This is a genomic window from Peptoclostridium acidaminophilum DSM 3953 (assembly GCF_000597865.1).
GTDB classification, from domain to species: domain Bacteria; phylum Bacillota; class Clostridia; order Peptostreptococcales; family Peptostreptococcaceae; genus Peptoclostridium_A; species Peptoclostridium_A acidaminophilum.
This window is the reverse complement of the sequence record NZ_CP007452.1, coordinates 1,392,729-1,418,111: the sequence shown is the minus strand read 5'-3', so window position 1 is coordinate 1,418,111 and position 25,383 is coordinate 1,392,729. Positions and strand designations below refer to the sequence as shown.

The following is a 25,383-nucleotide window of genomic DNA, read 5'->3' as shown; positions in this document are numbered from 1 at the left end:
GTTTACTGTATTAAAAGCTTTTTGCCGAAAACCTGCTCAAAGTCATGTCTGGTATTGATGGCTCTGCTTATTTCGACATTTGGCTTTTTCTTGGCTATAGGATTCATCTCCACACTTTCGCCGTCAACTCGGCATTTTATATCCTCTACGAAGTTGTCCATGCAGGTATCCAGGCTTTCGGAGAGTCTAAGGAGTATGCTGATTTTCATTATTGTCCGAATGTCATCTTCGGAGAGTATCTGGCTGTATTGTTTCCATTTGAGCTTTAATTTTGTATTTCTGTGAAGCGATGCGGCGTATGCGCTCATGAGTATCTCGCGGTGGGTAAGCCCGTTTATGCCGGAATTAAGTATCATGTAGAATGCATGGCTGTCGTGGCTGTAAAAATTTATGCTTATGCCGGAATCATGAAGCAGTGCAGCTGTTTTAAGTATTTTCTCGCATTCCCTGCTGGAGCCAAACAGTTCCTCAAGCTGTACGTACATGGAGCTGGCCAATTTGTAAACTTGGTAGGCATGCACTCGGTTGATGTTGAACTGCGAAATTATGTTGTTGAGTGAGAAATCCAGCATGTTGCCAACAGGTGAATAGCTGCTGCCTATGTAGTCATACACAAGCCCCTCCCTTAAACCGCTGCCGCTCACAACGAGCCTGTCTATGCGGCAGTATTCAAGAATATGCCATACCACAGCGCATGCGCCAAAGAATATGTCTGCCCTGTCCTTTGAAAGTCCTTTGATTTTTATCCTCTGCTCGAGAGTCCTGTCCTTTGTCTGTTCATATACACTGCATACACTTGATGGATCCATTATGTAATAGTGTGCCATATCAAGCGGATAGTCCTTTGATTTTTTATCTATCTTGCCTATGTTACGTATTGTGCCGCCTACGCCTATGAGGGGGATATTTTTTTTCAAATCCTTGAGCCAGTTTACTTTGCCGAGCTCGTCGAATAAAAAGCGTCTAAGGGCCTGAGCCGTAGCTGCACTCACTGAATTTGACGTGTCAAACATGCGAGTGACGTCTATTGCACCAAAAGGAAGGCTTATGCTATTTTTGACGACTCCGTCCTCAAAGTGAACAAGCTCGGTGCTGCCGCCGCCAAGGTCCATAATCAGGCCTGATTTTTCATCGATGCTGTTTATTACCCCGCAGTAGGCATAGTAAGCCTCCTCCTCGCCGGAAAGCACCCGTATGCGCAGCCCAAGACGCTCGTATACGAGCGTCAAAAATTCGTTTTTATTTGGAGCGCGTCTTACGGCAGCCGTTGCAGCCGTCACTATCTCGTCAGCCCTTACAGCCTCGCATATAGTTTTGAACATTCCAAGTGTTTCAAGGGCAGTCTGCATCTTCTCTGCTGTGAGCATGCCTTTGCTGTCGGTCTCCCCGAGCCTTACTGTTTCCTTAAATTCGTTGAAAATTTTAAAGTGGCCCTGAGCATTTATGTCCACAAGAACAAGCCTGACCGAGTTGGAACCTATATCTATTATGCCAAGTCTTTTCATTAGAATAATCTCCTTATATGATCTGAATTTTATGAAAGCTTCCAAATTTGGTTTTAGAGAGCCTCTTTAATGTATATATATATATGTATAGGCAAAAATTGAATTTAACAAACATATAAAATTAAAAATATTATACGTGTGATATAATGCAAAACAAAAGGGGATAACATCTATGAACACAACAAAATTGGCAGCTTGCATTGATATAGGTTCAAACAGGCTGCGAATGGTTATAGGACAGAGTGACAAGAGCGGCAAGATAAAAATAATTGAGGAGCTAAGGCAGGATACGGGAATAGGACGTGATACATTTACTTTCGGGAGGATAAGGCCAGAGACCTTAAGAGACGTATGCAGCTCGCTGGACAACTTCTCGAAAAAGCTGGCCGAGTACGGAATAGAAAATTGCAAGGCTGTAGCCACAAGTGGAATAAGGGAGGCGGAGAACAGCCTTTTTGTTGTAGATCAAATAAGGGCGAAGACGGGTTTTGATGTAGACATAATAAACAATGCCGAGGAGAGGTTTTTGACTTTCAAGGGCATAAGATACTATATACCTCAGTCTGAGAATCTGATGAAAAAGTGCGTGCTTGTGGTCAACATAGGCTCGGGAGGTTTGGAGATATCAACTTTTTCGGAAGGCAGGCTCAAATTTACGCACTATCTAAAGTCGGGCACGCTGCGTCTTAGGGAGCTGCTTGCTGATGTTGAAAATATGACGCTCAATTTTCCGAGCATAATGGAGGAGTATGTAGACGAGACATTAAGGGGTGTCAAAAATGAGATAAGGCATCTTGAAATTGAAGAGTGCATAGCGCTTGGAAGCGGAATAAGGAGTATTTCAAGCCTCTGCGCGACTCAAAAGAGCGGAGAAAGAAACGAGACTATACAAAGAGACGAGGTATTCAGGCTGTATTCCGAGGTGTTCGCAAAGACTACAACGCAAATATCCAAGGCATACAACCTCGACTACAAGGATGCGGAGATAATGCTGCCTTCGATAATGATATTCAAGAAGATGCTTGAGATGACCAAAGCAGAGGCTATGAACGCTCCCTGGGTATCCCTAAGACATGGACTTCTGGTAGAGATTATGGACAAGTCATCTGGTGCTGACTCGGGGAGCGGTTTTGGAGAAGACGTGCTAAGTTCCGTCAGGTACATAGCTGACAGGTTCGGCGTGGAAAGACGGCACTCGGAATATGTAGAGAGGATGGCTGTAAGCATATTCAACCAGACCAAGAAGCTGCACAGGCTGAAAAAAGAGCACAGACTTTATCTCCAGGTTGCCGCATTGCTTCACGATGTGGGCAAGGCAATATCGCACGAAAACCACAGCCTGTTCTCGTACGACATAATAAAGGCGCAAAACATAATTGGATTTTCAAACAGGGAGACTGAGATAATTGCAAATGTAGCTATGAGCCACGGGGAAGAAGACTATTGCACCCGGGAGTGGCGCATAGCCAATCTTGGATTCGAGGACCAGGTTGTAGTTGCAAAGCTGGCAGCTATACTTAAAATAGCCGACTCCCTTGACAAATCCCACCTCCAGAAGATAGATGAAATAAAAATTGCATGCAAAAATGACACTGTAATATTCAAAGTGAAATCCAAAAGGGATACTTTCCTTGAAAAATGGATGCTGGCCAAAAAATGCGGTCTTTTTGAAGAAGTTATGGGCACAAAGGTCATGATTAAGACAAGAGGTGATTCTTTTGAGGAATAGTACTTATGAAAACTATATAAACAGGGAGGTTGGCTGGCTTGAATTCAACAGGAGGGTGCTTCAGGAGGCTCAGGACAGAAACAATCCACTGGCTGAAAGGTTGAAATTCCTGGCGATAACCAGCTCCAACCTGGATGAATTCTTCATGGTAAGGGTGGCTTCGCTGTGGGATCAGGTGAATGCAGGCTTTAAAATTCCCGATATAGCAGGCCTTACTCCAACAGAGCAGATAAAGGTAATAAGCGAACGGGTCAAAAAGCAGCTTTATTCAGAGTACAACTGCATGGGCCGATCAATAATACCAACGCTGCGCAGAAATGGCACAGATTTCCTCGATTATTATGAGCTCGATGAAAACCAAAGGAGCTTTATCGACGCCTATTACAGGGAAACTGTATATCCCGTGCTTACGCCGATGGTTGTTGACCAGAGCAGGCCGTTTCCCACACTTCTCAATAAAAGTCTCAACATAGGGATACTTTTTGAAGATGAAAAGGGAGGAACAACATTTGGCACGGTCCAGGTGCCGTCGGTGTTGCCTAGATACATAGAGCTGCCACGCAGCAAGGGAAGAGCCTACATACTCCTTGAGGAGATAATAAAGCACCATATGGGATTTTTATTCGAGGGACATGAAATATTACATATGGGTTGCTACAGGATAACCAGAAACGGCGACCTGAGTGTAGACGAGGAAGGAGCGGAAGATCTTCTAGAGGCCATTGAGGAATCGCTAAAGCAGAGAAAATGGGGAAATGTTGTGAGGCTCGAGTATGAAAGGGGACTAGAAGACGAGCTGCTTGATGTGCTCGTGTCAGAAATGGAAGTGCCCAAGGAGGGCATTTTTGAAATCGGCGGACCGATAGACCTGACATTCCTAATGAAATTCTCGGGCGAGCTTGGCGAACCTGAACTCAAATATCCTGTGTACAAGCCTCAAAGGCTTGCAATATTTTCGGAATACGAGGACATTTTCGATGCCATATCCGAAAACGATATCATGCTACACCATCCATACGACTCCTTCGAGCATGTAGTGGAGCTTGTTGAAAAGGCTGCGGACGACCCGAACGTGCTTGCAATAAAGCAGACACTCTACAGGGTCAGCGGCAACTCTCCAATAGTGAAGGCTCTTTCGAGAGCTGCGGAGAATGGAAAGCAGGTTACAGTAATACTTGAAATCAAGGCGAGATTCGACGAGGAAAACAACATAAAATGGGGCAAGCAGCTCGAGCAGGCGGGCTGCCATGTTATATACGGTCTTGTAGGGCTCAAGACACACTGCAAGATACTGCTCATAGTTAGAAGGGAAGAGGATGGGATAAAAAGGTATGTCCATATGGGTACTGGCAATTACAATGATTCAACGGCCAGACTATATACAGACATTGGAATTTTTACGTCGAATCCGTTTTTTGGAGAGGATGCATCTACGCTGTTTAACATGCTCTCCGGAAGCTCTAAAAACCACGATTTTTACAAGGTCGACATTTCACCCGGCTTGGACCAGACGTTCCTTAGATACATAAAGGGCGAGACAAAAAATGCCAGAGCGGGTGAAAAGGGAAGGATTATAGCCAAGATGAACTCCCTTGTGGACAAAAGCATCATCGATGCCCTTTACGAAGCCTCCTGTGCCGGCGTCAAGATCGACCTAATAATAAGGGGTGTGTGCTGCCTGAGGCCTGAAGTAAAGGACCTGAGCGAAAACATAAGGGTGATTAGCATAGTCGGCAGATTTTTAGAGCACAGCAGGATTTTCTACTTCCATAACTGTGGCAACGAACTGATATTCCTCTCAAGCGCAGACTGGATGCCAAGGAATCTTACAAGAAGAGTAGAGCTTTTGTTTCCTGTAGAAGACAGGGAAAATAAGCGGAAAATAAAAAGGATACTAGACGTATCGCTAAGTGACACCATGAAGGCAAGGGTCATGAGAAACGACGGCACATACAAAAAAATAGACAGGAGGGGAAAGGAAGCTTTAAACAGCCAGGAAATGTTTTGCAGCATATCCATGGAGGAAAATGAAGTCGAAGAGGGTTTTAGTGTCGAACGCGGATTCAGGCCAATCCTAAAAAGAGACTAAGACCTTTAAGACGATGATATGAATGATATGCTTGATTGAAAACATTGCCCGAATATCGGTTTAGTGCTATAATTAACTAAAGCATTGGACGTGGAAGGCAACTCGAATAATGTGTGGTTAAGGGAGGAGTATAAGTGTCATATAACAGCAATATTAAAAGTAAGGATATAGATGAATTCTTCAAAGCTGTGCTGGAACTCGAAACAGAGAAAGAATGCTATATGTTTTTCGAGGATATATGCACTATAAAGGAAATTCAATCAATTTCTCAAAGACTCCAGGTTGCCAAGCTGCTCAAGCTAAACAAGACATACAGCGAGATAGAAGAGGAAACTGGAGCCAGCACTGCCACTATAAGCAGGATAAGCAAATGCCTCTTTTATGGAGCGGGTGGATACAGGCTGATTCTGGACAGGCTCGGATACATCGACATAGAGAAAAAGGAAAAAAAGAAAAAAAGAATAAAAGGCCTCTGGCCTTTTTTTGTTTAATTTTTCATTTGGATATTTACAACAGGCTGAAGACGTAGTAAAATTTATGATGTAGCGATTTAACGTGGTAAAGCGTTAAATCGATAAAGCAAACGGAGGTAGGTCATGGTTAACATATTCTATAAAGTCCCACAGGGAGCAAAAGATGAATTTTATGAGTTTTTTCAGACTAAGGAAAGCATAGTAAGGAACTTCAAGAAAATATTCAGAAGCTATGCTTACAAACAGATTTCCACACCTGTCTTCGAATATTATGATTTTTTTGTTCAAAGTCCTGGAACGATAAAAAAAGAGGAGCTTTTCAAGCTCATAGATACAAAAGGGGACGTGCTGGTCTTAAGGCCGGACCTGACAATCCCCATAGCAAGAATGGCCGTAAACAACAGAAAAAGAATAAAGGACTATCTGAAGCTTTTTTATGTATCAAAAGTATTTCGAATGGATGCAAAGGACTCTGAAGGCAAGAAGGAGTTCACTCAGGCGGGAGTTGAGTATTTCGGAAATCAAAATCCGGACGCCGATGCAGAGGTAATAAATATAGCAATCAAGACTCTGCTTTCATGTGGCATTGAGAAATTCCAAATCGACATAGGACAGTCAAGCTTTTTTAAGGGGCTAATGGATGAAATAGATATTTCCCCAGCCGACAGAGAAAGGCTTAAAACGATAATAGAAAATAAGAATTTTGTGGAACTTGAAAAATTTCTTATGTTCAATGATATTGAAGATAGAGTAAAAGAGGTAATAATAAAAATACCGGAGCTTTATGGGAATACAGAGCAGGTTATAAAGGAAGCCAAATCTATATGTCTCAACAGGGAGATGGAAAGTGCGATAGAAAATCTTGAGCAGGTATATCATATACTCCTGGACTATGGGTATGAAGACTATATTTCTATAGACCTTGGCCTTATAAACCACCTGGATTACTACACGGGAGTGATATTCAAGGGTTATATGTCGAACTACGGCAAGATAATACTGAGCGGCGGAAGGTATGACAAGCTTACAGAAAGCTACGGGCACTACATTCCGGCAACAGGCTTTGGCATGGATGTAGACGAGCTTATAACAGGACTTAAAAAGCTGGGGCTTGATACAAGCGAAGCTGTCAGCACTGATTACCTCCTTGTATATTCGGACAAGAACAGAAAGAGAATAATAAAGGCGTCCGACTTGCTAAGAGAGCGTGAAATGGTCATAGAAACGGATTTTTTAAAGGGCTACGGCTACCATATGGATTATGCCCGTGAAACAGGGATAAGGAAGCTAGTGATTTGCGAAGGCGAGAGCGCCAGCATAATAGATGTGGCTACGCAGGAAAAAGAGGAACTCAGCGTTGAGGAATTTGAAAAAAGGTGTACAACTTTGAAATAGGATAGGAGAGCATTCATGGAATATATAAACGTTGCCCTCGGAAAGGGAAGACTTGCCGAAAAGGGGTATGAAATATTTAAAAAGATTGGCTACGACTGCAGCGATTTCGAGAAGAAATCGAGAAAGCTGGTTTTTGAAAACGAGGAAAAGGGTATCAGATTCATACTTGTCAAGGCGCAGGATGTGCCGATATATGTGGAAAGAGGCGCTGCGGACATTGGCATAGTGGGCAAGGATACCATAATGGAGGAGGAGAGAGACCTCTACGAGATACTAGATCTTGGCTTTGGCAAATGCAAGTTTTCAGTGGCTGCTCCAGAGAGTTTTCAGCCTGAAAAAATGCAGGGCATGCTCAGGGTCGCAACAAAGTATCCCCGGGTGGCTCAAGGCTACTTTATGAGCAAGGGCAGGCAGATAGACGTAATAAAGCTCAATGGGTCTGTCGAACTGGCGCCGCTTGTAGGGCTTTCTGACGTGATTGTTGACATAGTTGAAACGGGAAGCACCTTAAAGGAAAACGGACTTGAGGTCATAGAGGATATGTACAATGTAAGCGCCAGGGTCGTAGTAAACAAGGTGAGTTTCAAGACTAAGAATACAAAAATAAAAGCAATAATCGAAGGCATAAAAGATGTAATAAAAGAGGAGGCTTAACGTGATAAATATTATTGATTTGAGCAAGGAAACCTCGAAATACGATGTGCTGAAGGGAATAATCGAAAGAGGCGACAAGGAGTCAAAGAGCATAACAGAGGCCGTGGAGAAGATTTTGGCTGATGTAGAAGGCCACGGCGACAGGGCTGTCAGAAGCTACACTCTGAAATTCGACGGCGTAGGGCTTGAAAATTTCGAGGTTGGAAGCGATGAAATAGAGCAGGCTTACAATTCATGCGACAAAGACTTCATATCAGCGCTTGAAAATGCAAAAGAGAGAATATGGGATTATCACAAAAGGCAGCTCAAGGAATCGTGGATTACGAACAATCAAAAGGGCATAATGCTGGGGCAGCTCTATAATCCCCTTGAAAGGGTTGGAATATATGTTCCGGGGGGAACAGCGGCATACCCATCCTCGGTGCTTATGAATGCAATACCTGCAAAGGTGGCCGGCGTGAAGGAGATCATAATGGTGACGCCGCCGTCATCACAGGGAGGCATAAACAAGAACATACTGGCGGCCGCCAGGATAGCAGGAGTCGACAGGGTGTACAGCATAGGCGGTGCGCAGGCCGTAGCAGCGCTTGCATACGGCACTGAGACAATAGGCAAGGTTGACAAGATAGTGGGTCCGGGAAACATATATGTAGCCACTGCAAAGCGCATGGTGTTTGGAAGGGTAGACATAGACATGATAGCGGGTCCCAGCGAGGTGCTGATAATCGCTGACGAGAGCGCAAATCCCAGATTTGTTGCTGCCGACATGCTTTCGCAGGCGGAGCACGACACACTTGCATCCTCAATACTCATAACCACTTCAAAAGAGGTGGCACAGGCCACTCTCAAAGAACTTGAAATCCAGCTTGAAGGACTAAGCCGAAAAGCCATAACAGAAAAAGCCCTAAGGAGCTATGCAGCCATACTTGTTGTCGAGAGCATAGATGAAGCTATTGAATTCGCCAACGGGATAGCGCCAGAGCACCTCGAGCTTGTAGTCAGGGAGCCGTTCTCAGTAGTAGGTGCAATAAAAAATGCGGGAGCCATATTTGTAGGCGAGTATTCACCTGAGCCGCTGGGCGATTACTATGCAGGGCCAAACCACACGCTTCCTACGGGCGGAACCGCCAGATTCTTTTCGCCGCTTGGAGTGGACGACTTCGTCAAGAAATCAAGCCTTATATATTATGACAGGGCTTCACTTGAAAAATCAAAGGATGACATCATAAAGATTGCCTTGGAAGAAGGGCTTGATGCGCACGCCAATTCCATAAAGGTGAGATTCGAGTAGCAAAGGAGGAACAGATTTGAGAAAAATCGCAAAATCCAGAAACACTCTTGAGACGAACATAGAAATCAGATTGAATGTTGACGGCAGCGGCAAATCAAGCATTGACACCGGTGTGGGTTTTTTCAATCATATGATGACGCTGTTTGCCAAGCATGGGCTTTTTGATTTGGATATACAGGTAAAGGGAGACACGGATGTCGACGACCACCACACGGTTGAAGATATTGGGATAACTCTCGGCCAGGCCTTTGCAGAGGCGCTCGGAGAAAAAAGGGGCATAGTAAGATACGGACATTCATATGTGCCAATGGACGAGACGCTTGCAAGGAGTGTTGTAGATCTTGGAGGGAGGCCCTACCTGGCCTTCGACTATAAGTTTGAAAGGGACAAGGTCGGCAGCTTCGATACGGAGCTTGTAAAGGAGTTCCTGACTGGATTTTCAAACAGCCTTGCCTGCAATATACACATAGACGTTATAAGGGGTGAAAACACCCATCACATAATTGAGGCCATATTCAAATCGCTCTCCAGAGCAATTTCGCAAGCAGTTTCAGTAGACCAAAGAATAAGCGGAGTAATGTCCACAAAAGGAGTGATATAGTTGATAGCTATAGTTGATTATGGGGTGGGAAACCTCAACAGCATAGACAACGGCCTTAAGAGGCTGGGCTTTAGTTCGATTGTCACAGAAGACAAAGGGGAGATACTCTCCGCTAAAGGGATAATACTTCCGGGCGTGGGCGCTTTCAAGGATGCTATGGACAATCTAAAGAGAACGGGCCTGGATGAAACAATAAGGGAGGCGGCAGCAAAAGGGACTCCAATAATAGGGATATGCCTTGGAATGCAGCTTCTATACGAGAAGGGCTTTGAGGATGGGGAATGGGACGGTCTGGGACTCTTAAAGGGCGATGTAGTCAAGTTTGAAATGAAGGACCTGAAAATACCTCATATGGGCTGGAACAGCCTTAAGATAAGGAAAAACGATCCGATAGTCAAGTATATAAGCGAAGGTGAATTCGTATACTTCGTGCACTCATATTACGCTGCGCCGGGAGACGACCATGTGGTATGCTCTTGTGAATATGGAGTGGATTTTCCAGCAATAGTTGCCAGGGGGAATATCTACGGCATACAGTTTCACCCTGAAAAAAGCGGAAAGACGGGACTTAAAATACTCAAGGCGTTTGGGGAGATGGTGCTATGATGATATATCCTGCAATAGACATAAAGGACGGCAGGTGCGTGCGCCTGAGGCAGGGAAAATTCGACGATATAACAGTATACTATGAGAATCCAGCCGAGGCCGCAGCCTTGTGGAAGGGAAAGGGCGCCGGATACATACACATAGTGGATCTTGACGGCGCACTCGAAGGGGTTCCCAAGAATCTTGAAGTGATAAGGGAGATTGCAAAGAGTGTTGACATCCCCGTGCAAATAGGAGGCGGAATAAGAAGCAAGCAGACTGTGGAGTTGCTGCTTTCAGCAGGAGTGAGGCGTGTCATAATCGGAACAATGGCCGTCAAGGACAGGGGATTGCTTGATGAGCTTGTAAAGGAATACGGAGATAAGATAGTCGTGGGAATCGATGCCAAGGACGGTAAGGTTGCCGTAGAGGGCTGGGAGGAAGTGAGCTCTATAGATTCGCTCGAGCTTGCAAAGGAGCTTTCCCTGGCGGGCGTTAAAACTGTAATATATACTGATATTTCTAAAGACGGCATGATGAGTGGTCCAAACTTTGAAGTGTATGGCGAACTTAAGCAAAATACCACACTTGAAATAATAGCTTCTGGAGGAATCAGCAGCATAGATGACATAAAAAGGCTTGCCGCCATGGGAGTTGACGGGGCAATCGTAGGCAAGGCTCTCTACAGTGGGGCCATTGATTTTGAAGATTTAAAAAACCTTTAACAGGGAGATGAGCAGATGCTGACTAAAAGGATAGTGCCATGCCTTGACGTAAGAGACGGAAGGGTTGTAAAGGGCACAAAGTTTAAGGATATAAGAGAGGTTGACGATCCGGTAGAGCTTGCAAAATACTATAACGAGCAGGGCGCCGATGAGCTTGTGTTTTACGACATAACAGCTTCGCATGAGGGCAGAAAGCTCATGATTGATGTTGTCAAAAAAACAGCCAACGAGATATTCATCCCTTTCACCGTGGGCGGCGGCATAAGCACGGTTGAAGATTTCAAGGAGATACTCAGGGCAGGAGCCGACAAGATTTCAATAAACACTCCGGCAGTGAAAAATCCAAAGCTTATAACAGAGGCGGCGCTTAGATTCGGAGCACAATGCGTCGTACTTTCCATAGACGCCAAGAAGATGCCTGAAAGCGGAAGATGGAATGTATTCATCAACGGCGGCAGGTTAGATACGGGCATGGACGCCATCGAGTGGGCAAAGGAAGGCGTCAGGCTTGGAGCCGGCGAGATAGTCTTAAACAGTATAGATGCAGATGGAGTTAAGAACGGATACGACATAGAGCTTACAAGTACAGTCTCGAGTCTTGTCAATGTGCCTATAGTCGCATCAGGCGGCGCAGGAAAGCTTGAGGATTTCAGCGAGGTGCTGACTAAGGGCAAGGCAGATGCAGCGCTTGCAGCCTCAGTTTTCCACTTCAAGGAGATTGAGATTCCAAAGCTAAAAAGCTATCTTAATGAGCAAGGCATACCCGTGAGAATGGAGTGGTAATTATGGACATACTAAAAGATATAAAATACGATGCAAACGGACTAGTACCTGCAATAGTACAGGATTTCAACACCGGTGATGTGCTTATGCTTGCCTACATGAACAGCGAGTCACTCAAAAAGACTGTTGAAACAGGGCGCACATGGTTTTACAGCAGAAGCAGGCAGTCACTCTGGAACAAGGGCGAGACATCAGGCAATTTCCAGAATGTCAAAAATATGTATTTTGACTGCGATGCAGATTCGATACTTGTTCAGGTTGAGCAGATTGGCCCAGCCTGTCATACGGGAAGCAAGTCGTGTTTCTTCAACAAGCTGGTTGAAAGCGACGAGGCGCCTGTTGAAGCCGGCATTATGGGCAGGGTGTATGAGCTGATAACGGAGAGAAAAGAAAATCCGGTGGACGGTTCGTACACAAATTACCTGTTTGACAAGGGTATAGACAAGATACTCAAAAAGGTCGGAGAGGAAGCAAGCGAAGTCATAATAGGGGCAAAAAACAGCGACAAGGGCGAAACTGTATACGAGATATCCGACCTTGTCTACCACCTGCTTGTACTGATGGTGCATATGGGGATAGAAATAGACGACATAAAAAGAGAACTCGACAAGAGATACAAGAAATAGAAATTCAGATTAAACCCGGATAATTATCCGGGTTTTTGTATTAAAAAAAATAATATAGGGTAAATCTCTACTAAGATATAAACTCGCTTGCAGGATACAAGATGTTATAGAATTTCCGATAGAATACCTCGTGGGCTTGTCGTGGGGAGTGTCAGCTTGTCAGGAAATAATATCGCATGGATTCGAAAAAAATATTGAAAAAGTTAGTGATTAATGGTATCTTTTATTGGGTAAACGTTTTACTAAACCGGTTACCCATGCCGCATTGAGAATATCTGGAAGTGAGCGACTATGAAAATAACTATAAAAGATATAGCAAGACTAGCGGGAGTTTCAACTACAACAGTATCCAAGGTCATAAACAACAAGGACGAAAGCATAAGCCAGGCGACAAGGGAGAGGATAACAAGCCTGATGAAGGAATATAACTATACTCCCAGCACCGTAGCCAGAAGCCTTGTGACTAAGAAGACAAATACGATCGGACTTATCATACCTGACATAAGAAACCCATTTTTTCCTGAGCTGGCAAGAGGCGTCGAGGACAGGGCGAACAGCGCAGGATACAATATAATTTTTTGCAATACGGACAACAAAATTGACAAAGAGGATGAATATCTCAGGATACTCGCCGAAAAGATGGTGGATGGCATAATCATGGCGCCCTCTTCAAAAAGAGAAGATCGATTAGACAAGACAAAGAATTACTTTGTCCCTGTGATACTTGTGGACCGAGACATAGATATAGAAACGGATTATGTAAAGGGCAGGGTATTCACAGACAACTTTAAGGGTGCTCATGATGCTGTAAAATATATGATAAATCAGGGTTTGAGAAGGATACTTTTCATTTCGGGGCCTTTGACAAGCAAAGCTTCCATTGAAAGGCTCGAAGGATACAAGTCTGCGCTTAAAGAAAGCAACATAGAATACGAAGCGGGATGTGTGCTTGAAGGAGAATTCAATGAAACCTGGGGGCGGGAAGCGGCAATAGCTGCAGTCGATAATAAAATCGAGTTTGACGGCATATTCTGCGGAAACGACCTGATTGCAATTGGAGCAGTAAAAAGCTTGAAGGAAAAAGGGCTCTCTGTCCCGAAAGACATTTCTGTAGTGGGCTTTGACGATATATACGTATCCAGACTGATTGAGCCCGAGCTTACAACTGTGAGACAGCCAAAATATGAGATGGGTTTTGAGGCGGTTGAAATGCTGTTGAAAATACTCGAAGGCAAACGAGTCAGCGAGACGAGGCTTGTGTTGCAGCCGGAGCTTATTATAAGAGATTCCGTAAGGCAAGCATAAATGGGGGGAGTTTGAATGGCGGAAATTGTTGTTATAGGAAGCATAAATATGGATCTTGTATCAAGCGTCGAGAGAATGCCAAAGCTAGGCCAGACTGTGCTGGGAAAAAGCTTTAAGCAGATACCCGGAGGCAAAGGCGCAAACCAGGCGGTAGCCATATCAAGACTTGGAGGAGACGTTGCAATGATAGGCAAGGTCGGTGGCGATTCATTCGGAGCTGAACTTGTAGAGGCCCTTGTCAAGGACGGCATAGATGTAAGCGGTGTGGCTGTGGAAGATGGTGTTCCAACCGGGATAGCTGCAATCACCGTTGACGAGACCGGCTCTAATTGCATAATAGTCAATTCGGGAGCGAATTTCAAAGTGTCGAGTGATTACATAGACACAAACATTGAGATTATAAAAAGCTCAAGCTTTGTTGTAGCTCAGCTGGAAATACCAGATAATGCTGTAATGCACGCTCTTGCGCTGGCAAAGTCTCTCGGCAAGTACACAATACTTAATCCAGCCCCAGCTAAGGAGCTGGATGAAGAGACAATAAGAAATGTGGATCTTCTCATACCAAATGAAACTGAGCTGGAGATAACAAGCGGCATGAAAATAGAAAATATGGAAGATGCCGTGGCAGCCGCAGAAAGATTAATCGCCATGGGCGTCAAGGAAATAATCGTTACGCTCGGGGAAAAAGGTTCGCTTCATGTGAAAGAAGGCTTCCACAAAAAATATGATGCAAAAAAGGTGAAGGCACTTGATACCACGGCAGCAGGCGACAGTTTTATAGGTGGAATTGCGGCTGCGCTATCAAAAGGTAAGAGCATCGAAGAAGCCATAGGGCTGGCTACGAGCGCAGCTGCAGTTGCAGTTACAAGAGAAGGAGCTCAAAGCTCAATACCGTATATAAATGAGATAGAGGTGTAAAGGAGGAGTCAAATTGAAAAAGACGGGCCTTATCAACTCCAGCATTTCCGCGGCGATTGCCGGCATGGGCCATACCGACAGTATAACCGTATGCGACAGCGGACTTCCCATACATGAGAACGTACAAAGGATTGACCTTGCGCTTGTAAAAGGCGTTCCGACCTTCATAGAAACGGTTGAGGCTGTTCTGCTGGAACTTAAGGTAGAGGAGATTGTTGTAGCAGAGGAATTCGAGACGGCAAGCCCCGTTGTTTATGAAAGGCTGCTTGAGGCTGTTGAAAAATTAAACGGAGCAGTGAAAATAACAAAGCTAGCTCATGAAGACTTCAAGACGCTTACCGCAAGCTCGAAAGCTATAATAAGAACCGGGGAATTTACGCCTTATGCGAATGTCATATTAAAATCCGGAGTAGTATTCTAGGAGTGATAATATTGAAAAATCCAATCCTGCAAATGAAGAATATAACAAAAGAATTTCCGGGAGTTAAGGCTCTCGACGAAGTAAACCTCGACGTGTACGAGGGCGAGGTTCTTGCGCTCATAGGAGAGAACGGAGCAGGCAAATCGACGCTCATGAAGATAATGAGCGGAGTGTATTCAAATGATATGGGAGAAATAATATACGACGGCAAGGATGTAAGCATCAAGGGACCAAGGCATGCCCAGGACATGGGGATCGCAATAATACACCAGGAGCTCAACCTTATATCCCAGCTCAGCATAGCTGAAAACATATTTATAGGCAGAGAGCCAGTGGGCAAGCTTGGCAGGATTGACTGGAAAAAGCTAAACAGCGAAACTCAGATGCTCCTCGACAAGCTGAATGTAAAGCAGAGCCCTAAGGAGCTAGTCGGTAATCTGAGCATAGGCCAAAGACAGATGGTTGAAATAGCGAAAGCGCTCTCTCTAAATGCAAGGGTTATAATAATGGACGAGCCGACGGATGCCCTTACCGACACTGAGACTGAGAGCCTTTTCAATGTGGTAGGAGAGCTCAAAAATGAAAAAAAAGCCATTGTATACATATCCCACAGACTTAATGAGATATTCATGATTTGCGACAGGGTAACCGTGCTAAGGGACGGCAAGTATGTGGGAGAAAGAAAAGTGGCTGACATAGATGAAGATATTCTCATTGAGATGATGGTGGGTAGAAAGCTAAGCGAGCAGTTTCCGAAAGTTGAAGCCGCCATGGGAGAAACTGCGCTGAGGGTAAGCAGGCTGAGCAACAAGTATGTAGACGATATTGAATTTGAAGTCAAAAAGGGTGAGATATTGGGCATTGCTGGCCTTATGGGCGCCGGCAGGACTGAGCTTGCAAAGACTATATACGGCTATATAGGAATGGAAAAGGGAGAAATACATGTGGATGGCAGGGCTGTCGATATAAACTCGACTATGGATGCATTGAAAAATGGCATTGCATATGTATCGGAGGACAGAAAGGGCGAGGGCCTTATTGTTGGGCTTTCCGTAAGGGACAACATGAGCCTCTCGGCGCTGAAGAGCCTTAAAGGGAAATTCTTCAGCATAGACAAAAAGGACGAGGAAGCCCTTGTCAAGGGATATGTAGAAAAACTAAGTATCAAGACACCGGGGATAAAGCAGAAGATTAAGAACCTCAGCGGCGGAAACCAGCAAAAGGTGTCTATAGCCAAGTGTCTTATGACTAAGCCCAAGGTGCTTATACTTGACGAGCCGACACGAGGGGTGGATGTCGGTGCAAAAAAAGAGATATACGATCTTATAAATTCATTCAAAAAGGACGGCATGAGCATAATAATGATATCTTCTGAAATGCCGGAAATACTAGGAATGAGCGACAGAATAATCGTAATGCACGAAGGCAGGATAACGGGCGAGTTCGATTCCAAGGATGCGACCCAGGACGGGATAATGAGATGTGCCGTAGGATTAATAAAGGAGGAGCAATAGATGAAAAAAGACACCATTATGAAACTAAGGCCGGTTATAGGACTTGTAATATTTGCAATAATTATTTCCTTCATGAATCCAAGATTCCTGACCCTGCCTAATATACTCAACATTTTAAGACAGACTTCCATAAATGCAGTAATAGCCGCAGGTATGACTTTTGTAATATTAACAGGCGGAATAGACCTTTCGGTAGGAGCAATACTTGCCTTTACAGGTGCTGTGTGCGCAAGTCTTCTGGCGTCTGATATGAACATATTGTTTGCGGTACTCATAACGCTGGGAATAGGAGCTGCATCGGGCCTTTTCAGCGGAATTGTAATAAGCAAAGGCAAAATTCAGCCATTTATAGCTACGCTGGCAACAATGACGATACTCAGAGGAGCTACCCTGGTTTTTACTAAAGGAAAGCCAATAACATTTAGAGGTTCGCAATATTTTGACGCATTTAGAAGCATAGGTTCTGGTTATATTGGCGGTGTGCCCATACCCATATATATTATGGTGATAATATTTGCTCTTGGCTTTTATGTTTTGACACAGACAAGGCTGGGCAGATATGTATATGCTCTTGGCGGAAATGAAGAAGCTACAAAGCTTTCGGGACTAAACACAGACAGGCTCAAAATGTACGTATACACAATAAGCGGAATGCTTGCAGCGCTTGCGGGTATAATAATAACATCGAGGCTGTCTTCAGCGCAGCCTACAGCGGGAACAGGATACGAACTAGATGCAATAGCTGCTGTAGTGCTGGGTGGAACAAGCCTTGCAGGCGGAGCTGGAACAATAATAGGAACGATATTCGGAGCGCTTATAATAGGAATCCTTGGAAATGCACTAAATCTTCTGGATGTATCATCGTATTTTCAAATGATGATAAAAGGTCTTGTAATACTTGCTGCAGTACTGATAGACAGGAAGAACAAGTAGGCTTCAAGCTGGAGTATTCCAGCATAATAATAAAGAATATAAAGGAGGATGTTTTATGAAAAAGTTTCTTGCTATTCTACTAACAGCTTTACTGGCAATTGGTTCTTTGACAGCATGTGCAGGCAAAGGAGGAGAGACACAGGAAGGCAAACAGAAGATAGGCCTTGTTGTATCTACTCTTAACAACCCATTCTTTGTAACTCTCAAAGAGGGCGCAGAGAAAAAGGCTCAGGAGCTTGGTTATGAGCTAATAGTGCTTGATTCTCAAGACGATCCATCCAAGGAAATAGCGAACGTTGAAGACCTGGTTACGCAAGGGGTGTCATTAATACTAATAAACCCTACCGACTCGGATGCGGTTGTAAATGCAGTAATGGCAGCTAATGATGCACAAATTCCTGTAGTTACTCTAGACAGAGGAGCTAACGGAGGAGAAGTTGTAAGTCATATAGCTTCAGACAACGTAGCAGGCGGAAAGATGGCAGGAGAGTTTATAATAGGCAAGCTTCCTGATGGCGGAAAGCTTGTTGAACTCGAGGGTATAGCTGGAACATCTGCAGCCAGAGACAGAGGTAAGGGCTTTAATGAGGCGATTGCAGGAAAAGCAAGCTACGAAGTTGTAGCCAAGCAGGTTGCAAATTTTGATAGAACAAAGGGTCTTGAAGTAATGGAGAATATACTCCAGGCTCAGCCGGAGATAGATGCTGTGTTTGCGCATAATGATGAAATGGCCCTTGGAGCATTAGAAGCGATAGAAACAAGCGGCAGAAGCATAATAGTTGTAGGCTTTGATGCCACAGATGATGCCGTTAAATCTGTTGAAGCTGGAAAAATGGCTGCAACTGTAGCTCAGCAGCCTGACATGATAGGCTCGCTTGGCGTTGAAACAGCTCAAAATATATTAAATGAAGAGAGCGTAGAAGAGTTCATACCTGTTGAACTCAAGCTTGTTACAAAATAATATGAAACAAAAGAAAATCCGCGGACAGAAGTTCGCGGATTTTCTTTTGTTTAGGGTATAAATCTGAAAAGCAGGTTGGAATATGGAATTTATAAAAAACAAAGGCTGAGAGGAATGGATTATATGGAGGAGATCAGGCTTACGGAAGGCAAAATCGAAAATCTCATAAAACGGCTTTCTGTACCAGCAAGTACAGGCTTCTTTTTCAACACGATGTTTAACGTTGTGGACACTCTGTTTGCTGCTATGGTGTCTACCGAGGCAGTAGCTGGCATGGCGTTTTCGTTTCCTGTTTTCTTTATAATAATTGCGTTCAGCTCTGGCCTTGGAATTGGTACTACTGCTATCATATCAAACGAGATAGGCAAAGGCGCTCAAGGGGAGTCCAGAAAATATTCAATTGACGCGGTGACGCTGGGAGTGTTGCTGGGAGCAGTTTTGATTATAGCAGGAAGTGTCACGACAAATATATTTTTGCAGAGCATGGGTGCACAGGGAGAGCCTCTTGCAGAAGCGTCAAAATACATGGAGGTTATACTACAGGGAGTGGTTTTCTTCGCTCTAAATGCAGTGCTTAATGCTATACTTTCAGCAAATGGTGACACCAAGCCATACAGGAATGTTCTCATACTGGGTTTTTTTATGAATGTACTGCTTGATCCTCTTTTTGTGCTTGGATGGGGGGTTGTGCCGGCTATGGGCATACAAGGGATTGCTCTCTCCACGGTCTTGATTCAGCTTGTAGGGGGTATATACCTGGCAAAAAAAATTATCGAAAAAAAAATAATACCGGACTTAAAGAGCTCGGAACTCATTCCTTCGCCAAGCCATTATATTGAAATATTAAAGCAGGCAATACCTTCAAGTTTGAACATGGTAACAGTGGCACTTGGCATGTTTGTCATAAACTATTTCATAATGAAGTATTCCGATTCGAAAACAATAGCCGCCTATGGCATAGCAATAAGAATAGAGCAGATAGCGCTTTTGCCGGCTATAGGGCTTAATATTGCAGTGCTCTCGATTGTAGGGCAAAACTACGGGGCGAAAAAATATGAACGGATTAGTCACGCAGTTTTAAAGGCTGCAAAGTATGGTGTCATAATAATGACGTGTGCCATGGCCATTGTTTTTCCATTTGCAAGACAGCTCATGTCCTTGTTCACAAGGGATGCGAGTGTGATTGAAGCCGGAGCGGCGTACCTTAGAATAGAGGTCTTCACGTTCAACACATACGTCCTGCTCAACATAGCGACTTCAGCTCTGCAGGGACTTAAGAAGCCTGGATTTGCAGTATATATAGGATTGTACAGGCAGCTTGTTATGCCTGTGATTGTGTTCTATGTTTTTGCGAGCACTCTGAATATGGGGATTTCCGGAATATGGTGGGGCATATTTGCAGTAAATTGGTCTGCGGTAGCAATCACATGTTTTTATACTGTTGGGATATTCAAGAAAATTGGAATCCGATCCTAGAAAAATGGCATTAAAAATCTGTCGCGATTTTTAATGCCATTCAAGTATTTTCGCAAGAAAATTTTTCAGTTGAAGAGATTCCGGCTTTTCAAACAGAGTTTTACTCGGTCCGTGTTCTACAATCCTGCCGTCTGCCATAAAAAGAGTATAGTCACATGCCCTCTTTGCAAAGCCCATCTCATGAGTTACAAGTACAAGATCCCTGAAATCATTCTTAAGCTCGTCTATCATCTCCAGTACTTCGGCTGTAAGCTCTGGATCAAGGGCTGAGGTGGGTTCGTCCAGCAGGAGGAACTGCGATTTTATCGCTATAGCCCGCGCTATGGCAACTCTTTGCTGCTGGCCGCCTGAAAGCTGCATTGGTTTTTTATAGGCGTGTTCGAGCAGCTGGAACCTTTCCAAAAGCCCCTCCGCCCGCTCAAGAGCCTCCTGGGGTGTTAGCTTGTGTATTTCAACTAAAGGAAGGGTGATATTTTCAATCGCGGTAAGATGGGGAAAAAGGTTATAGGACTGAAAGACCATGCCCACTGTTTTTCTATATTCCTGTAGATTTTTTTCTTCAAAAATCATATTTCTGCCATTTATCTCTATGCTTCCGCTGCTTGGCAGCTGAAGCCCGGCTAGTATCCTGAGCAGCGTGGATTTACCTCCCCCGGAGGGGCCGACTATTACAATTGAATGCGCATTATCGATTTCCAGGTTGATGTCCTTTAATATTCTGTTTGGTCCAAAGTCCATGTTGAGTCCGGATATTTTAAGATTCATAGTAGAATTTCCTTTCGAGTTTTTTGGAAATGATGGATATAGGGAATGTCAGTAAAATATACCCTATCGCAAGAGCAATGTAATTTTCAATTGACGCAAAGTTGATCGAGTCAACCTCCTGTACATTTTTTGTGAATTCGCTTACTGCAATCACGGAAAGCAGTGATGAATCCTTCACAAGTGAAGCAAACTGTCCGGCAAGGGGAGGCATAATTCTTCTTATAACCTGTGGTATTATTATGAACCTGTATCGTTGGAAAGATGTGAAGCCAAGTGAACGCGCCGTCTCTATCTGTGATTTTTCAATGCTTTCAACACCCGCTCTTATAATCTCCGTGACGTATGCTCCGGAAAAAATGGACAGTATAACTATTCCAAGCACATATCTGTTCTCCAAGCTGAATGCTGTAGCTATAATATAGAAAAATACGTATATCTGGACAAGAAGCGGTGTACCCCTTATTATCTCAACATAGAACTTGCTCAGATAATGAAGGGGCAGGAATCTGGATTTTCTGGCAACCGCAAAGAATGTTCCAATGCAAAGGCTGAGTACGAGCGAAAAAAGGCTTATTACTACGGTCATGCCAAAACCGGTATAAAATTTATATCTGTATTCGTATATGGTTTCAGGGCGCATATTGTAATTCAGTTTGCTGAACGAATATAATAGAACTGTTGCAAGCATCAAAGCGATAAGAGCAGTATTTACAAGTCTTTTGATGCTGTGCAAATTCGAATCGGGGTTGCCTTCCGTCCAGAAAACATTCAAGAATTTTGAAATCGATTTTTTGTTATGCTTATCCATATTATTATAACTCCTGATTTTTTTAGGCTAAATCCACAACTGCAAGATTTGCAAATTCTATTTTTCTATATCGAAGAAGAATGGTATTCCAAGCTCATCGAATGTTTTTTTCTGTTCTGCAAGATATTTCACTGAAAGCTCGTCAAATCCTCCGTTTTCCTTGTACTCCTTCAGGAAAGCATTTATCTGCTCTTTGAGCTGCGTGTCGTCTTTTCTAAGACCTATGCCCCAGTATTCAAGCTCCTCCTGGAACGGTGCAAGCAAAGCCCGCGTAGCATCGGGATTCTGCTTCCAGTTCTTGTATATTGTCATCTGGTCGTACATGAAAGCATCAGCCTTGCCCTGTACAACCTCAAGCACACATGCGCTTTCCTTGTCGAAAACCATTATTTCACAGTTGGGCAGATTTTTTTCGGCGTATATGTGGCCGGTGGTCCCTTTCTTTACTGCAATCTTTCTGCCTTCAACGTTAAGATCTTCGAACTTTTGAACTGGCGATTTTTTGTTTATAAGCAAAGACAGATAAGCTTTTGCATAAGGGTCTGAAAAATCTATAGACTCTTTCCTCTCATCAGTTACAGTCATTGAAGAGAGTATGATGTCTATTTTGCCTGTCATAAGAGAAGGAATAAGGCCGTTATAGGCCATGTTTTCAATCCTTACATCCCTGCCTAGATATTCTCCGAGCGCATAAGCCAAATCCACACTTATTCCTGTGGGATTTCCTTTTTGATCCGTCATTTCAAACGGAGGGTATGCCAGCTCCATTCCGACAACAAGTTCTTTTTCGTCACCTTGATTTGGCGTGGTGTTTTTCTGGGAACAGCCTGTGAAAGCAAAAGTCGCAATCAAAAGAATCACACACAGGCTAATCGAAACCAGTTTCTTCATATTAGATCCCCCTTTTGTTAATTGCTTGAATTGAAACATTTTATTAATACCCCTATAGCTGGCAGAGAAACAGAGTAAAATTCACGGTGAAATGCAGGGTATTAGCATGATTGAATAAAGAGAAAACGGCCTTATTTCGATTACAGCTAATGTGTGGCGGAAATGCCAATATTGCTGTAAAATAGTATATGAAACAATCATGGCAGGCGTAGACAAAACCGGATTCATTGCAGGCGGAGGGAGTTTTTAAGAAGATGAATAAGAGCAGTCGCAAACTGGTTATAGCCGCAACTATAATCGCACTATTGATTGGCGTTTATGCAATCACAGACTTCGTCACACAAAAGGACGATATGAAATCAGACATTGTAAGAGAACGGATTACAAGTATTTCGGAGCTTGCAGTTCTCAAATATGAATACAAGGACATAGCGCTGTTGGAGGACTCTAAAAAGATAGGGGATATCGAGCTTCCTTTCACGCAAAAGTCTCTGCTTATAGTATTTGGCGGCTACATGAAGGCGGGCGTAGATTTGGAGAGCGCCGATATTGATGTTGAAGGAAAAAGCATAACTGTATATATTGACGGTGCAAGCATAACGGACAACGTTATAGATGAAAAAGACATAAGAATATACGATGAAAAGTCTGCGCTGTTTAACAGAATAGAGTCAAATGACATTCTGGAGCTGCTCTCAAATGAAAAAGCCCGTGTTGAAAAGGAGGCTCTAGACAGAGGATTTCTGGAAGAGGCCGACAAGCGGGCAAAAGAGGTGCTTGAAAGTTATCTTCGCGCTATGGACTTTGAAGATGTAAAGATTGAAATCCGCTAAAGTAGCAGGCAACATTTTGTTAAGCTGAAATAGTTGCACAAAAGTGAATTGTTATAAAAGTTGTTAATATAAATAAATGGGGGAATTTTTTATGAGGAAGAGCTTTGGAGCAAAGACAATGGCATATCCGGCACCTGTTTTCATAATAGGCAGCTATGATGAAAATGGGAAAGCAAACGCTATGAATGCGGCATGGGGAGGCATATGCAGTTCGAATCCGCCATGCATAAGTGTTTCTATAAGGGCGCAGAGAAAGACATATGACAACATAGTGGAGAAAAAGGCTTTTACTGTAAACCTGCCTTCATCTGAGCATATTGCGGAGGCAGACTACTTTGGAATGGTGTCAGGAAGAGACGTTGACAAATTCGAAAAAACAGGACTCACGCCTGTAAAAGGTGAGTTTGTAGATGCGCCTTACATAGACGAGTTCCCCGTAGCCATAGAATGCAGGCTTCACCAGATTGTCGAAATAGGCGTACACATTCAGCTCATTGGTGAAATCGTTGATGTGAAGATAAGGCAGGATTGCCTTGATGAAAACGGACAGCCGGACATAGTCAAGATAGATCCTGTTCTTTTTACTCCTGAGATAAGGCACTACCTGAAATTTGGAGTTAAGGCTGCAGATGCTTTTTCTGCAGGCAAAAAATTCATGGAATAACAGCAAAATAAATATATTAAGCCTCAAAAATCCGGAAACATCAATATGTCCGGATTTTTTTGGTTTTTCAGAAAAAAATAATTGATTATTTGAAGTATGTTGAGTTTTTTTGTACCTGAGGATGTAGTATCTTAACATAAGCATGAGTGATAAGTGATTCCGGACTTGTAGAGTTCAAGAAAACGTTTTCGGTTGCGCAAGCTTAAGTGTAATTAGAAAAAGTGATTTGAGAACTAACCTATTTTTTTAAAGTCTGAGAAAACGTTTTTCTGCTCATGCAAACTTCAAAAGATATTTAATCGGGAGGTAACAAAATGGAAATTGTAAAAGGGATGAGCTTATTATTACTTACATTGGCGCTGTTTTCGGTATTCAGCTTCAAAGCGCCAAAAGGACAACTTGCAATGGGCGGCATGGCAAACGCGGCAGTCGCCAGCTTTCTTGTAGAGGCTATACACAAGTATATTTTCGGAGACTTCATAGGAATAAGCTTCCTTGGAGAAGTGGGAACGGCGGCAGGCAGTCTTGGCGGCGTTGCGGCGGGAATACTGGTTTCTATGAACCTGGGTGTAAGCCCGGTATATGCTATGGCAATAGGTGCTTCTCTGCTTGGAATAGGAATACTGCCGGGCTTTATAGCTGGATATTTGCTTAGCTTTGTGGCGCCTAAGCTTGAAAAATGGCTTCCTGAGGGAATTGACCTTATAGCCGGCGTTCTTGTATTGGCTCCACTTTCAAGACTCATAGCTTCAGGCGTAGCTCCTGTTGTGGACGGAACAATGGCAAGTCTTGGAGATATGATAATTGTTGCGGCGGAACAGTCACCTTTGCTTATGGGATTCCTGCTTGGCGGAATGATGAAGATGATATGTACATCGCCTATAAGCTCTATGGCTCTTACTGCAATGCTAGGACTCAAAGGATTTCCAATGGGCATAGCGGCAATAGCTTGTTTTGGAGGATCTTTCACAAACGGGATTGTATTCAACAGACTTAAATTTGGAAGCAAGGGAAATGTCATAGCAGTTATGCTTGAGCCTCTTACACAGGCAGATATAATAGTTAAAAACCCAATACCTATATTCGGCTCGAACTTCTTGGGCGGAGGTTTGGCTGGTATGGCAGGAGCGTATTTTGGAATAGTCAACAATGCTCCGGGAACAGCATCACCTATACCGGGTCTTCTGGCGCCCTTTGCATTCAATGATCCGATACTCGTAGTCAAGGCTCTGGGCCTGGCAATGGTAGGTGGTATAGTGGGCGGACTTGTAGGAAGCACTCTGTACAAACTTGTTTTCAAGAAAAAAAGCCTGGAAACTACTGCTCTAGTCGAGCTTCCGGAAAACGAGCAAATTGCCATATAACATCAATTATTTAAAAACATAAATCACACACTAGGGATCGACACATAAACCACATATAAAAAAGCAGGATTAAT

Annotated in this window: 25 protein-coding genes; 21 read left to right on the top strand and 4 right to left on the bottom strand. The window is 43.7% G+C overall.

The features are described 5' to 3' along the window. Window positions 1–2: 2 nt before the first annotated feature. The gene (locus EAL2_RS07070; RefSeq protein ID WP_025435698.1) at window positions 3–1,505 is read right to left on the bottom strand and encodes a Ppx/GppA phosphatase family protein; all 1,503 of its coding nucleotides are present in this window, start codon (window positions 1,503–1,505) and stop codon (window positions 3–5) included. A 172-nt stretch (window positions 1,506–1,677) separates the two neighbouring features. On the opposite strand from EAL2_RS07070, the gene EAL2_RS07065 reads away from it, so the two are divergent. The 18 genes from EAL2_RS07065 (at window position 1,678) to EAL2_RS06980 (ending at window position 19,984) form a co-directional block, all read left to right on the top strand. Beyond that, on the top strand, window positions 1,678–3,234 hold the full coding sequence (locus EAL2_RS07065; RefSeq protein WP_025435697.1) for a Ppx/GppA phosphatase family protein: 1,557 nt from the start codon (window positions 1,678–1,680) through the stop codon (window positions 3,232–3,234). Next, a complete protein-coding gene (locus EAL2_RS07060; RefSeq protein ID WP_322787229.1) occupies window positions 3,215–5,323 on the top strand; it encodes an RNA degradosome polyphosphate kinase in 2,109 nt (702 codons plus the stop codon). The genes EAL2_RS07065 and EAL2_RS07060 overlap by 20 nt, the downstream gene beginning before the upstream one ends. Window positions 5,324–5,457: 134 nt before the next feature. After that, window positions 5,458–5,814 (top strand): YerC/YecD family TrpR-related protein, encoded by a 357-nt coding sequence (locus EAL2_RS07055; RefSeq protein WP_025435695.1) that lies wholly within the window; start codon window positions 5,458–5,460, stop codon window positions 5,812–5,814. A 105-nt stretch (window positions 5,815–5,919) separates the two neighbouring features. Next, window positions 5,920–7,191, top strand: coding sequence for an ATP phosphoribosyltransferase regulatory subunit (gene hisZ / locus EAL2_RS07050; protein WP_025435694.1), 1,272 nt, complete (start codon window positions 5,920–5,922; stop codon window positions 7,189–7,191). A 15-nt stretch (window positions 7,192–7,206) separates the two neighbouring features. Beyond that, window positions 7,207–7,845, top strand: coding sequence for an ATP phosphoribosyltransferase (hisG, locus tag EAL2_RS07045; RefSeq protein WP_025435693.1), 639 nt, complete (start codon window positions 7,207–7,209; stop codon window positions 7,843–7,845). A 1-nt stretch (window position 7,846) separates the two neighbouring features. After that, a complete protein-coding gene (gene hisD, locus EAL2_RS07040) occupies window positions 7,847–9,136 on the top strand; it encodes a histidinol dehydrogenase (protein WP_025435692.1) in 1,290 nt (429 codons plus the stop codon). A gap of 16 nt (window positions 9,137–9,152) precedes the next feature. Further along, window positions 9,153–9,737 (top strand): imidazoleglycerol-phosphate dehydratase HisB, encoded by a 585-nt coding sequence (hisB, locus tag EAL2_RS07035; protein ID WP_025435691.1) that lies wholly within the window; start codon window positions 9,153–9,155, stop codon window positions 9,735–9,737. Further along, a complete protein-coding gene (gene hisH, locus EAL2_RS07030; RefSeq protein ID WP_025435690.1) occupies window positions 9,738–10,343 on the top strand; it encodes an imidazole glycerol phosphate synthase subunit HisH in 606 nt (201 codons plus the stop codon). It begins immediately after the preceding gene. Next, window positions 10,340–11,047 carry a 1-(5-phosphoribosyl)-5-[(5-phosphoribosylamino)methylideneamino]imidazole-4-carboxamide isomerase gene (hisA, locus tag EAL2_RS07025; protein ID WP_025435689.1) on the top strand — a complete coding sequence of 236 codons (708 nt, stop codon included), beginning with the start codon at window positions 10,340–10,342 and terminating at the stop codon, window positions 11,045–11,047. The genes hisH and hisA overlap by 4 nt, the downstream gene beginning before the upstream one ends. A gap of 15 nt (window positions 11,048–11,062) precedes the next feature. Further along, on the top strand, window positions 11,063–11,830 hold the full coding sequence (gene hisF / locus EAL2_RS07020; protein WP_025435688.1) for an imidazole glycerol phosphate synthase subunit HisF: 768 nt from the start codon (window positions 11,063–11,065) through the stop codon (window positions 11,828–11,830). Between the two features lie 2 nt (window positions 11,831–11,832). Next, on the top strand, window positions 11,833–12,456 hold the full coding sequence (gene hisIE, locus EAL2_RS07015; RefSeq protein ID WP_168023678.1) for a bifunctional phosphoribosyl-AMP cyclohydrolase/phosphoribosyl-ATP diphosphatase HisIE: 624 nt from the start codon (window positions 11,833–11,835) through the stop codon (window positions 12,454–12,456). Window positions 12,457–12,747: 291 nt separating this feature from the next. Beyond that, window positions 12,748–13,761, top strand: a complete 1,014-nt coding sequence (locus EAL2_RS07010; RefSeq protein ID WP_025435686.1) for a LacI family DNA-binding transcriptional regulator — start codon at window positions 12,748–12,750, stop codon at window positions 13,759–13,761. A gap of 15 nt (window positions 13,762–13,776) precedes the next feature. After that, window positions 13,777–14,679 carry a ribokinase gene (rbsK, locus tag EAL2_RS07005; RefSeq protein ID WP_025435685.1) on the top strand — a complete coding sequence of 301 codons (903 nt, stop codon included), beginning with the start codon at window positions 13,777–13,779 and terminating at the stop codon, window positions 14,677–14,679. A gap of 13 nt (window positions 14,680–14,692) precedes the next feature. Then, window positions 14,693–15,100 carry a D-ribose pyranase gene (gene rbsD / locus EAL2_RS07000; RefSeq protein ID WP_025435684.1) on the top strand — a complete coding sequence of 136 codons (408 nt, stop codon included), beginning with the start codon at window positions 14,693–14,695 and terminating at the stop codon, window positions 15,098–15,100. 11 nt (window positions 15,101–15,111) lie between these two features. Further along, entirely contained in the window at window positions 15,112–16,614 is a 1,503-nt protein-coding gene (rbsA, locus tag EAL2_RS06995) for a ribose ABC transporter ATP-binding protein RbsA (RefSeq protein ID WP_025435683.1), read from the top strand. After that, window positions 16,615–17,547 carry a ribose ABC transporter permease gene (gene rbsC / locus EAL2_RS06990; RefSeq protein ID WP_025435682.1) on the top strand — a complete coding sequence of 311 codons (933 nt, stop codon included), beginning with the start codon at window positions 16,615–16,617 and terminating at the stop codon, window positions 17,545–17,547. It begins immediately after the preceding gene. A gap of 55 nt (window positions 17,548–17,602) precedes the next feature. Further along, entirely contained in the window at window positions 17,603–18,508 is a 906-nt protein-coding gene (rbsB, locus tag EAL2_RS06985; RefSeq protein WP_025435681.1) for a ribose ABC transporter substrate-binding protein RbsB, read from the top strand. 123 nt (window positions 18,509–18,631) lie between these two features. After that, on the top strand, window positions 18,632–19,984 hold the full coding sequence (locus EAL2_RS06980; protein WP_025435680.1) for an MATE family efflux transporter: 1,353 nt from the start codon (window positions 18,632–18,634) through the stop codon (window positions 19,982–19,984). A 30-nt stretch (window positions 19,985–20,014) separates the two neighbouring features. On the opposite strand, the gene EAL2_RS06975 is transcribed toward EAL2_RS06980, so the two are convergent. From EAL2_RS06975 to EAL2_RS06965, 3 genes are read right to left on the bottom strand one after another with little or no spacing between them, the layout of a single operon-like run. Beyond that, window positions 20,015–20,749, bottom strand: a complete 735-nt coding sequence (locus EAL2_RS06975; protein WP_025435679.1) for an amino acid ABC transporter ATP-binding protein — start codon at window positions 20,747–20,749, stop codon at window positions 20,015–20,017. Beyond that, window positions 20,739–21,557, bottom strand: a complete 819-nt coding sequence (locus tag EAL2_RS06970; RefSeq protein WP_051489111.1) for an amino acid ABC transporter permease — start codon at window positions 21,555–21,557, stop codon at window positions 20,739–20,741. Before EAL2_RS06970 ends, EAL2_RS06975 begins: the two co-directional genes overlap by 11 nt. A 57-nt stretch (window positions 21,558–21,614) precedes the next feature. Further along, window positions 21,615–22,448: a transporter substrate-binding domain-containing protein gene (locus EAL2_RS06965; protein ID WP_025435677.1), complete on the bottom strand. Its 834-nt coding sequence runs from the start codon at window positions 22,446–22,448 to the stop codon at window positions 21,615–21,617. Between the two features lie 254 nt (window positions 22,449–22,702). On the opposite strand from EAL2_RS06965, the gene EAL2_RS06960 reads away from it, so the two are divergent. From EAL2_RS06960 to EAL2_RS06950, 3 genes are all read left to right on the top strand, one after another. Then, window positions 22,703–23,281 (top strand): DUF4230 domain-containing protein, encoded by a 579-nt coding sequence (locus tag EAL2_RS06960; RefSeq protein WP_025435676.1) that lies wholly within the window; start codon window positions 22,703–22,705, stop codon window positions 23,279–23,281. A 91-nt stretch (window positions 23,282–23,372) separates the two neighbouring features. Further along, window positions 23,373–23,945, top strand: coding sequence for a flavin reductase family protein (locus EAL2_RS06955; protein WP_025435675.1), 573 nt, complete (start codon window positions 23,373–23,375; stop codon window positions 23,943–23,945). 314 nt (window positions 23,946–24,259) lie between these two features. Then, window positions 24,260–25,309, top strand: a complete 1,050-nt coding sequence (locus EAL2_RS06950; protein ID WP_025435674.1) for a PTS sugar transporter subunit IIC — start codon at window positions 24,260–24,262, stop codon at window positions 25,307–25,309. Window positions 25,310–25,383: the final 74 nt, after the last annotated feature.

Coding starts and splice junctions, on each gene's coding strand:
- EAL2_RS07070 (WP_025435698.1), bottom strand. CDS start 1,505: ATGAAAAGACTTGGCATAATAGATATAGGTTCCAACTCGGTCAGGCTT.
- EAL2_RS07065 (WP_025435697.1), top strand. CDS start 1,678: ATGAACACAACAAAATTGGCAGCTTGCATTGATATAGGTTCAAACAGG.
- hisZ (WP_025435694.1), top strand. CDS start 5,920: ATGGTTAACATATTCTATAAAGTCCCACAGGGAGCAAAAGATGAATTT.
- hisG (WP_025435693.1), top strand. CDS start 7,207: ATGGAATATATAAACGTTGCCCTCGGAAAGGGAAGACTTGCCGAAAAG.
- hisA (WP_025435689.1), top strand. CDS start 10,340: ATGATGATATATCCTGCAATAGACATAAAGGACGGCAGGTGCGTGCGC.
- hisF (WP_025435688.1), top strand. CDS start 11,063: ATGCTGACTAAAAGGATAGTGCCATGCCTTGACGTAAGAGACGGAAGG.
- hisIE (WP_168023678.1), top strand. CDS start 11,833: ATGGACATACTAAAAGATATAAAATACGATGCAAACGGACTAGTACCT.
- EAL2_RS07010 (WP_025435686.1), top strand. CDS start 12,748: ATGAAAATAACTATAAAAGATATAGCAAGACTAGCGGGAGTTTCAACT.
- rbsK (WP_025435685.1), top strand. CDS start 13,777: ATGGCGGAAATTGTTGTTATAGGAAGCATAAATATGGATCTTGTATCA.
- rbsC (WP_025435682.1), top strand. CDS start 16,615: ATGAAAAAAGACACCATTATGAAACTAAGGCCGGTTATAGGACTTGTA.
- rbsB (WP_025435681.1), top strand. CDS start 17,603: ATGAAAAAGTTTCTTGCTATTCTACTAACAGCTTTACTGGCAATTGGT.
- EAL2_RS06980 (WP_025435680.1), top strand. CDS start 18,632: ATGGAGGAGATCAGGCTTACGGAAGGCAAAATCGAAAATCTCATAAAA.
- EAL2_RS06975 (WP_025435679.1), bottom strand. CDS start 20,749: ATGAATCTTAAAATATCCGGACTCAACATGGACTTTGGACCAAACAGA.
- EAL2_RS06970 (WP_051489111.1), bottom strand. CDS start 21,557: ATGGATAAGCATAACAAAAAATCGATTTCAAAATTCTTGAATGTTTTC.
- EAL2_RS06965 (WP_025435677.1), bottom strand. CDS start 22,448: ATGAAGAAACTGGTTTCGATTAGCCTGTGTGTGATTCTTTTGATTGCG.
- EAL2_RS06960 (WP_025435676.1), top strand. CDS start 22,703: ATGAATAAGAGCAGTCGCAAACTGGTTATAGCCGCAACTATAATCGCA.
- EAL2_RS06955 (WP_025435675.1), top strand. CDS start 23,373: ATGAGGAAGAGCTTTGGAGCAAAGACAATGGCATATCCGGCACCTGTT.
- EAL2_RS06950 (WP_025435674.1), top strand. CDS start 24,260: ATGGAAATTGTAAAAGGGATGAGCTTATTATTACTTACATTGGCGCTG.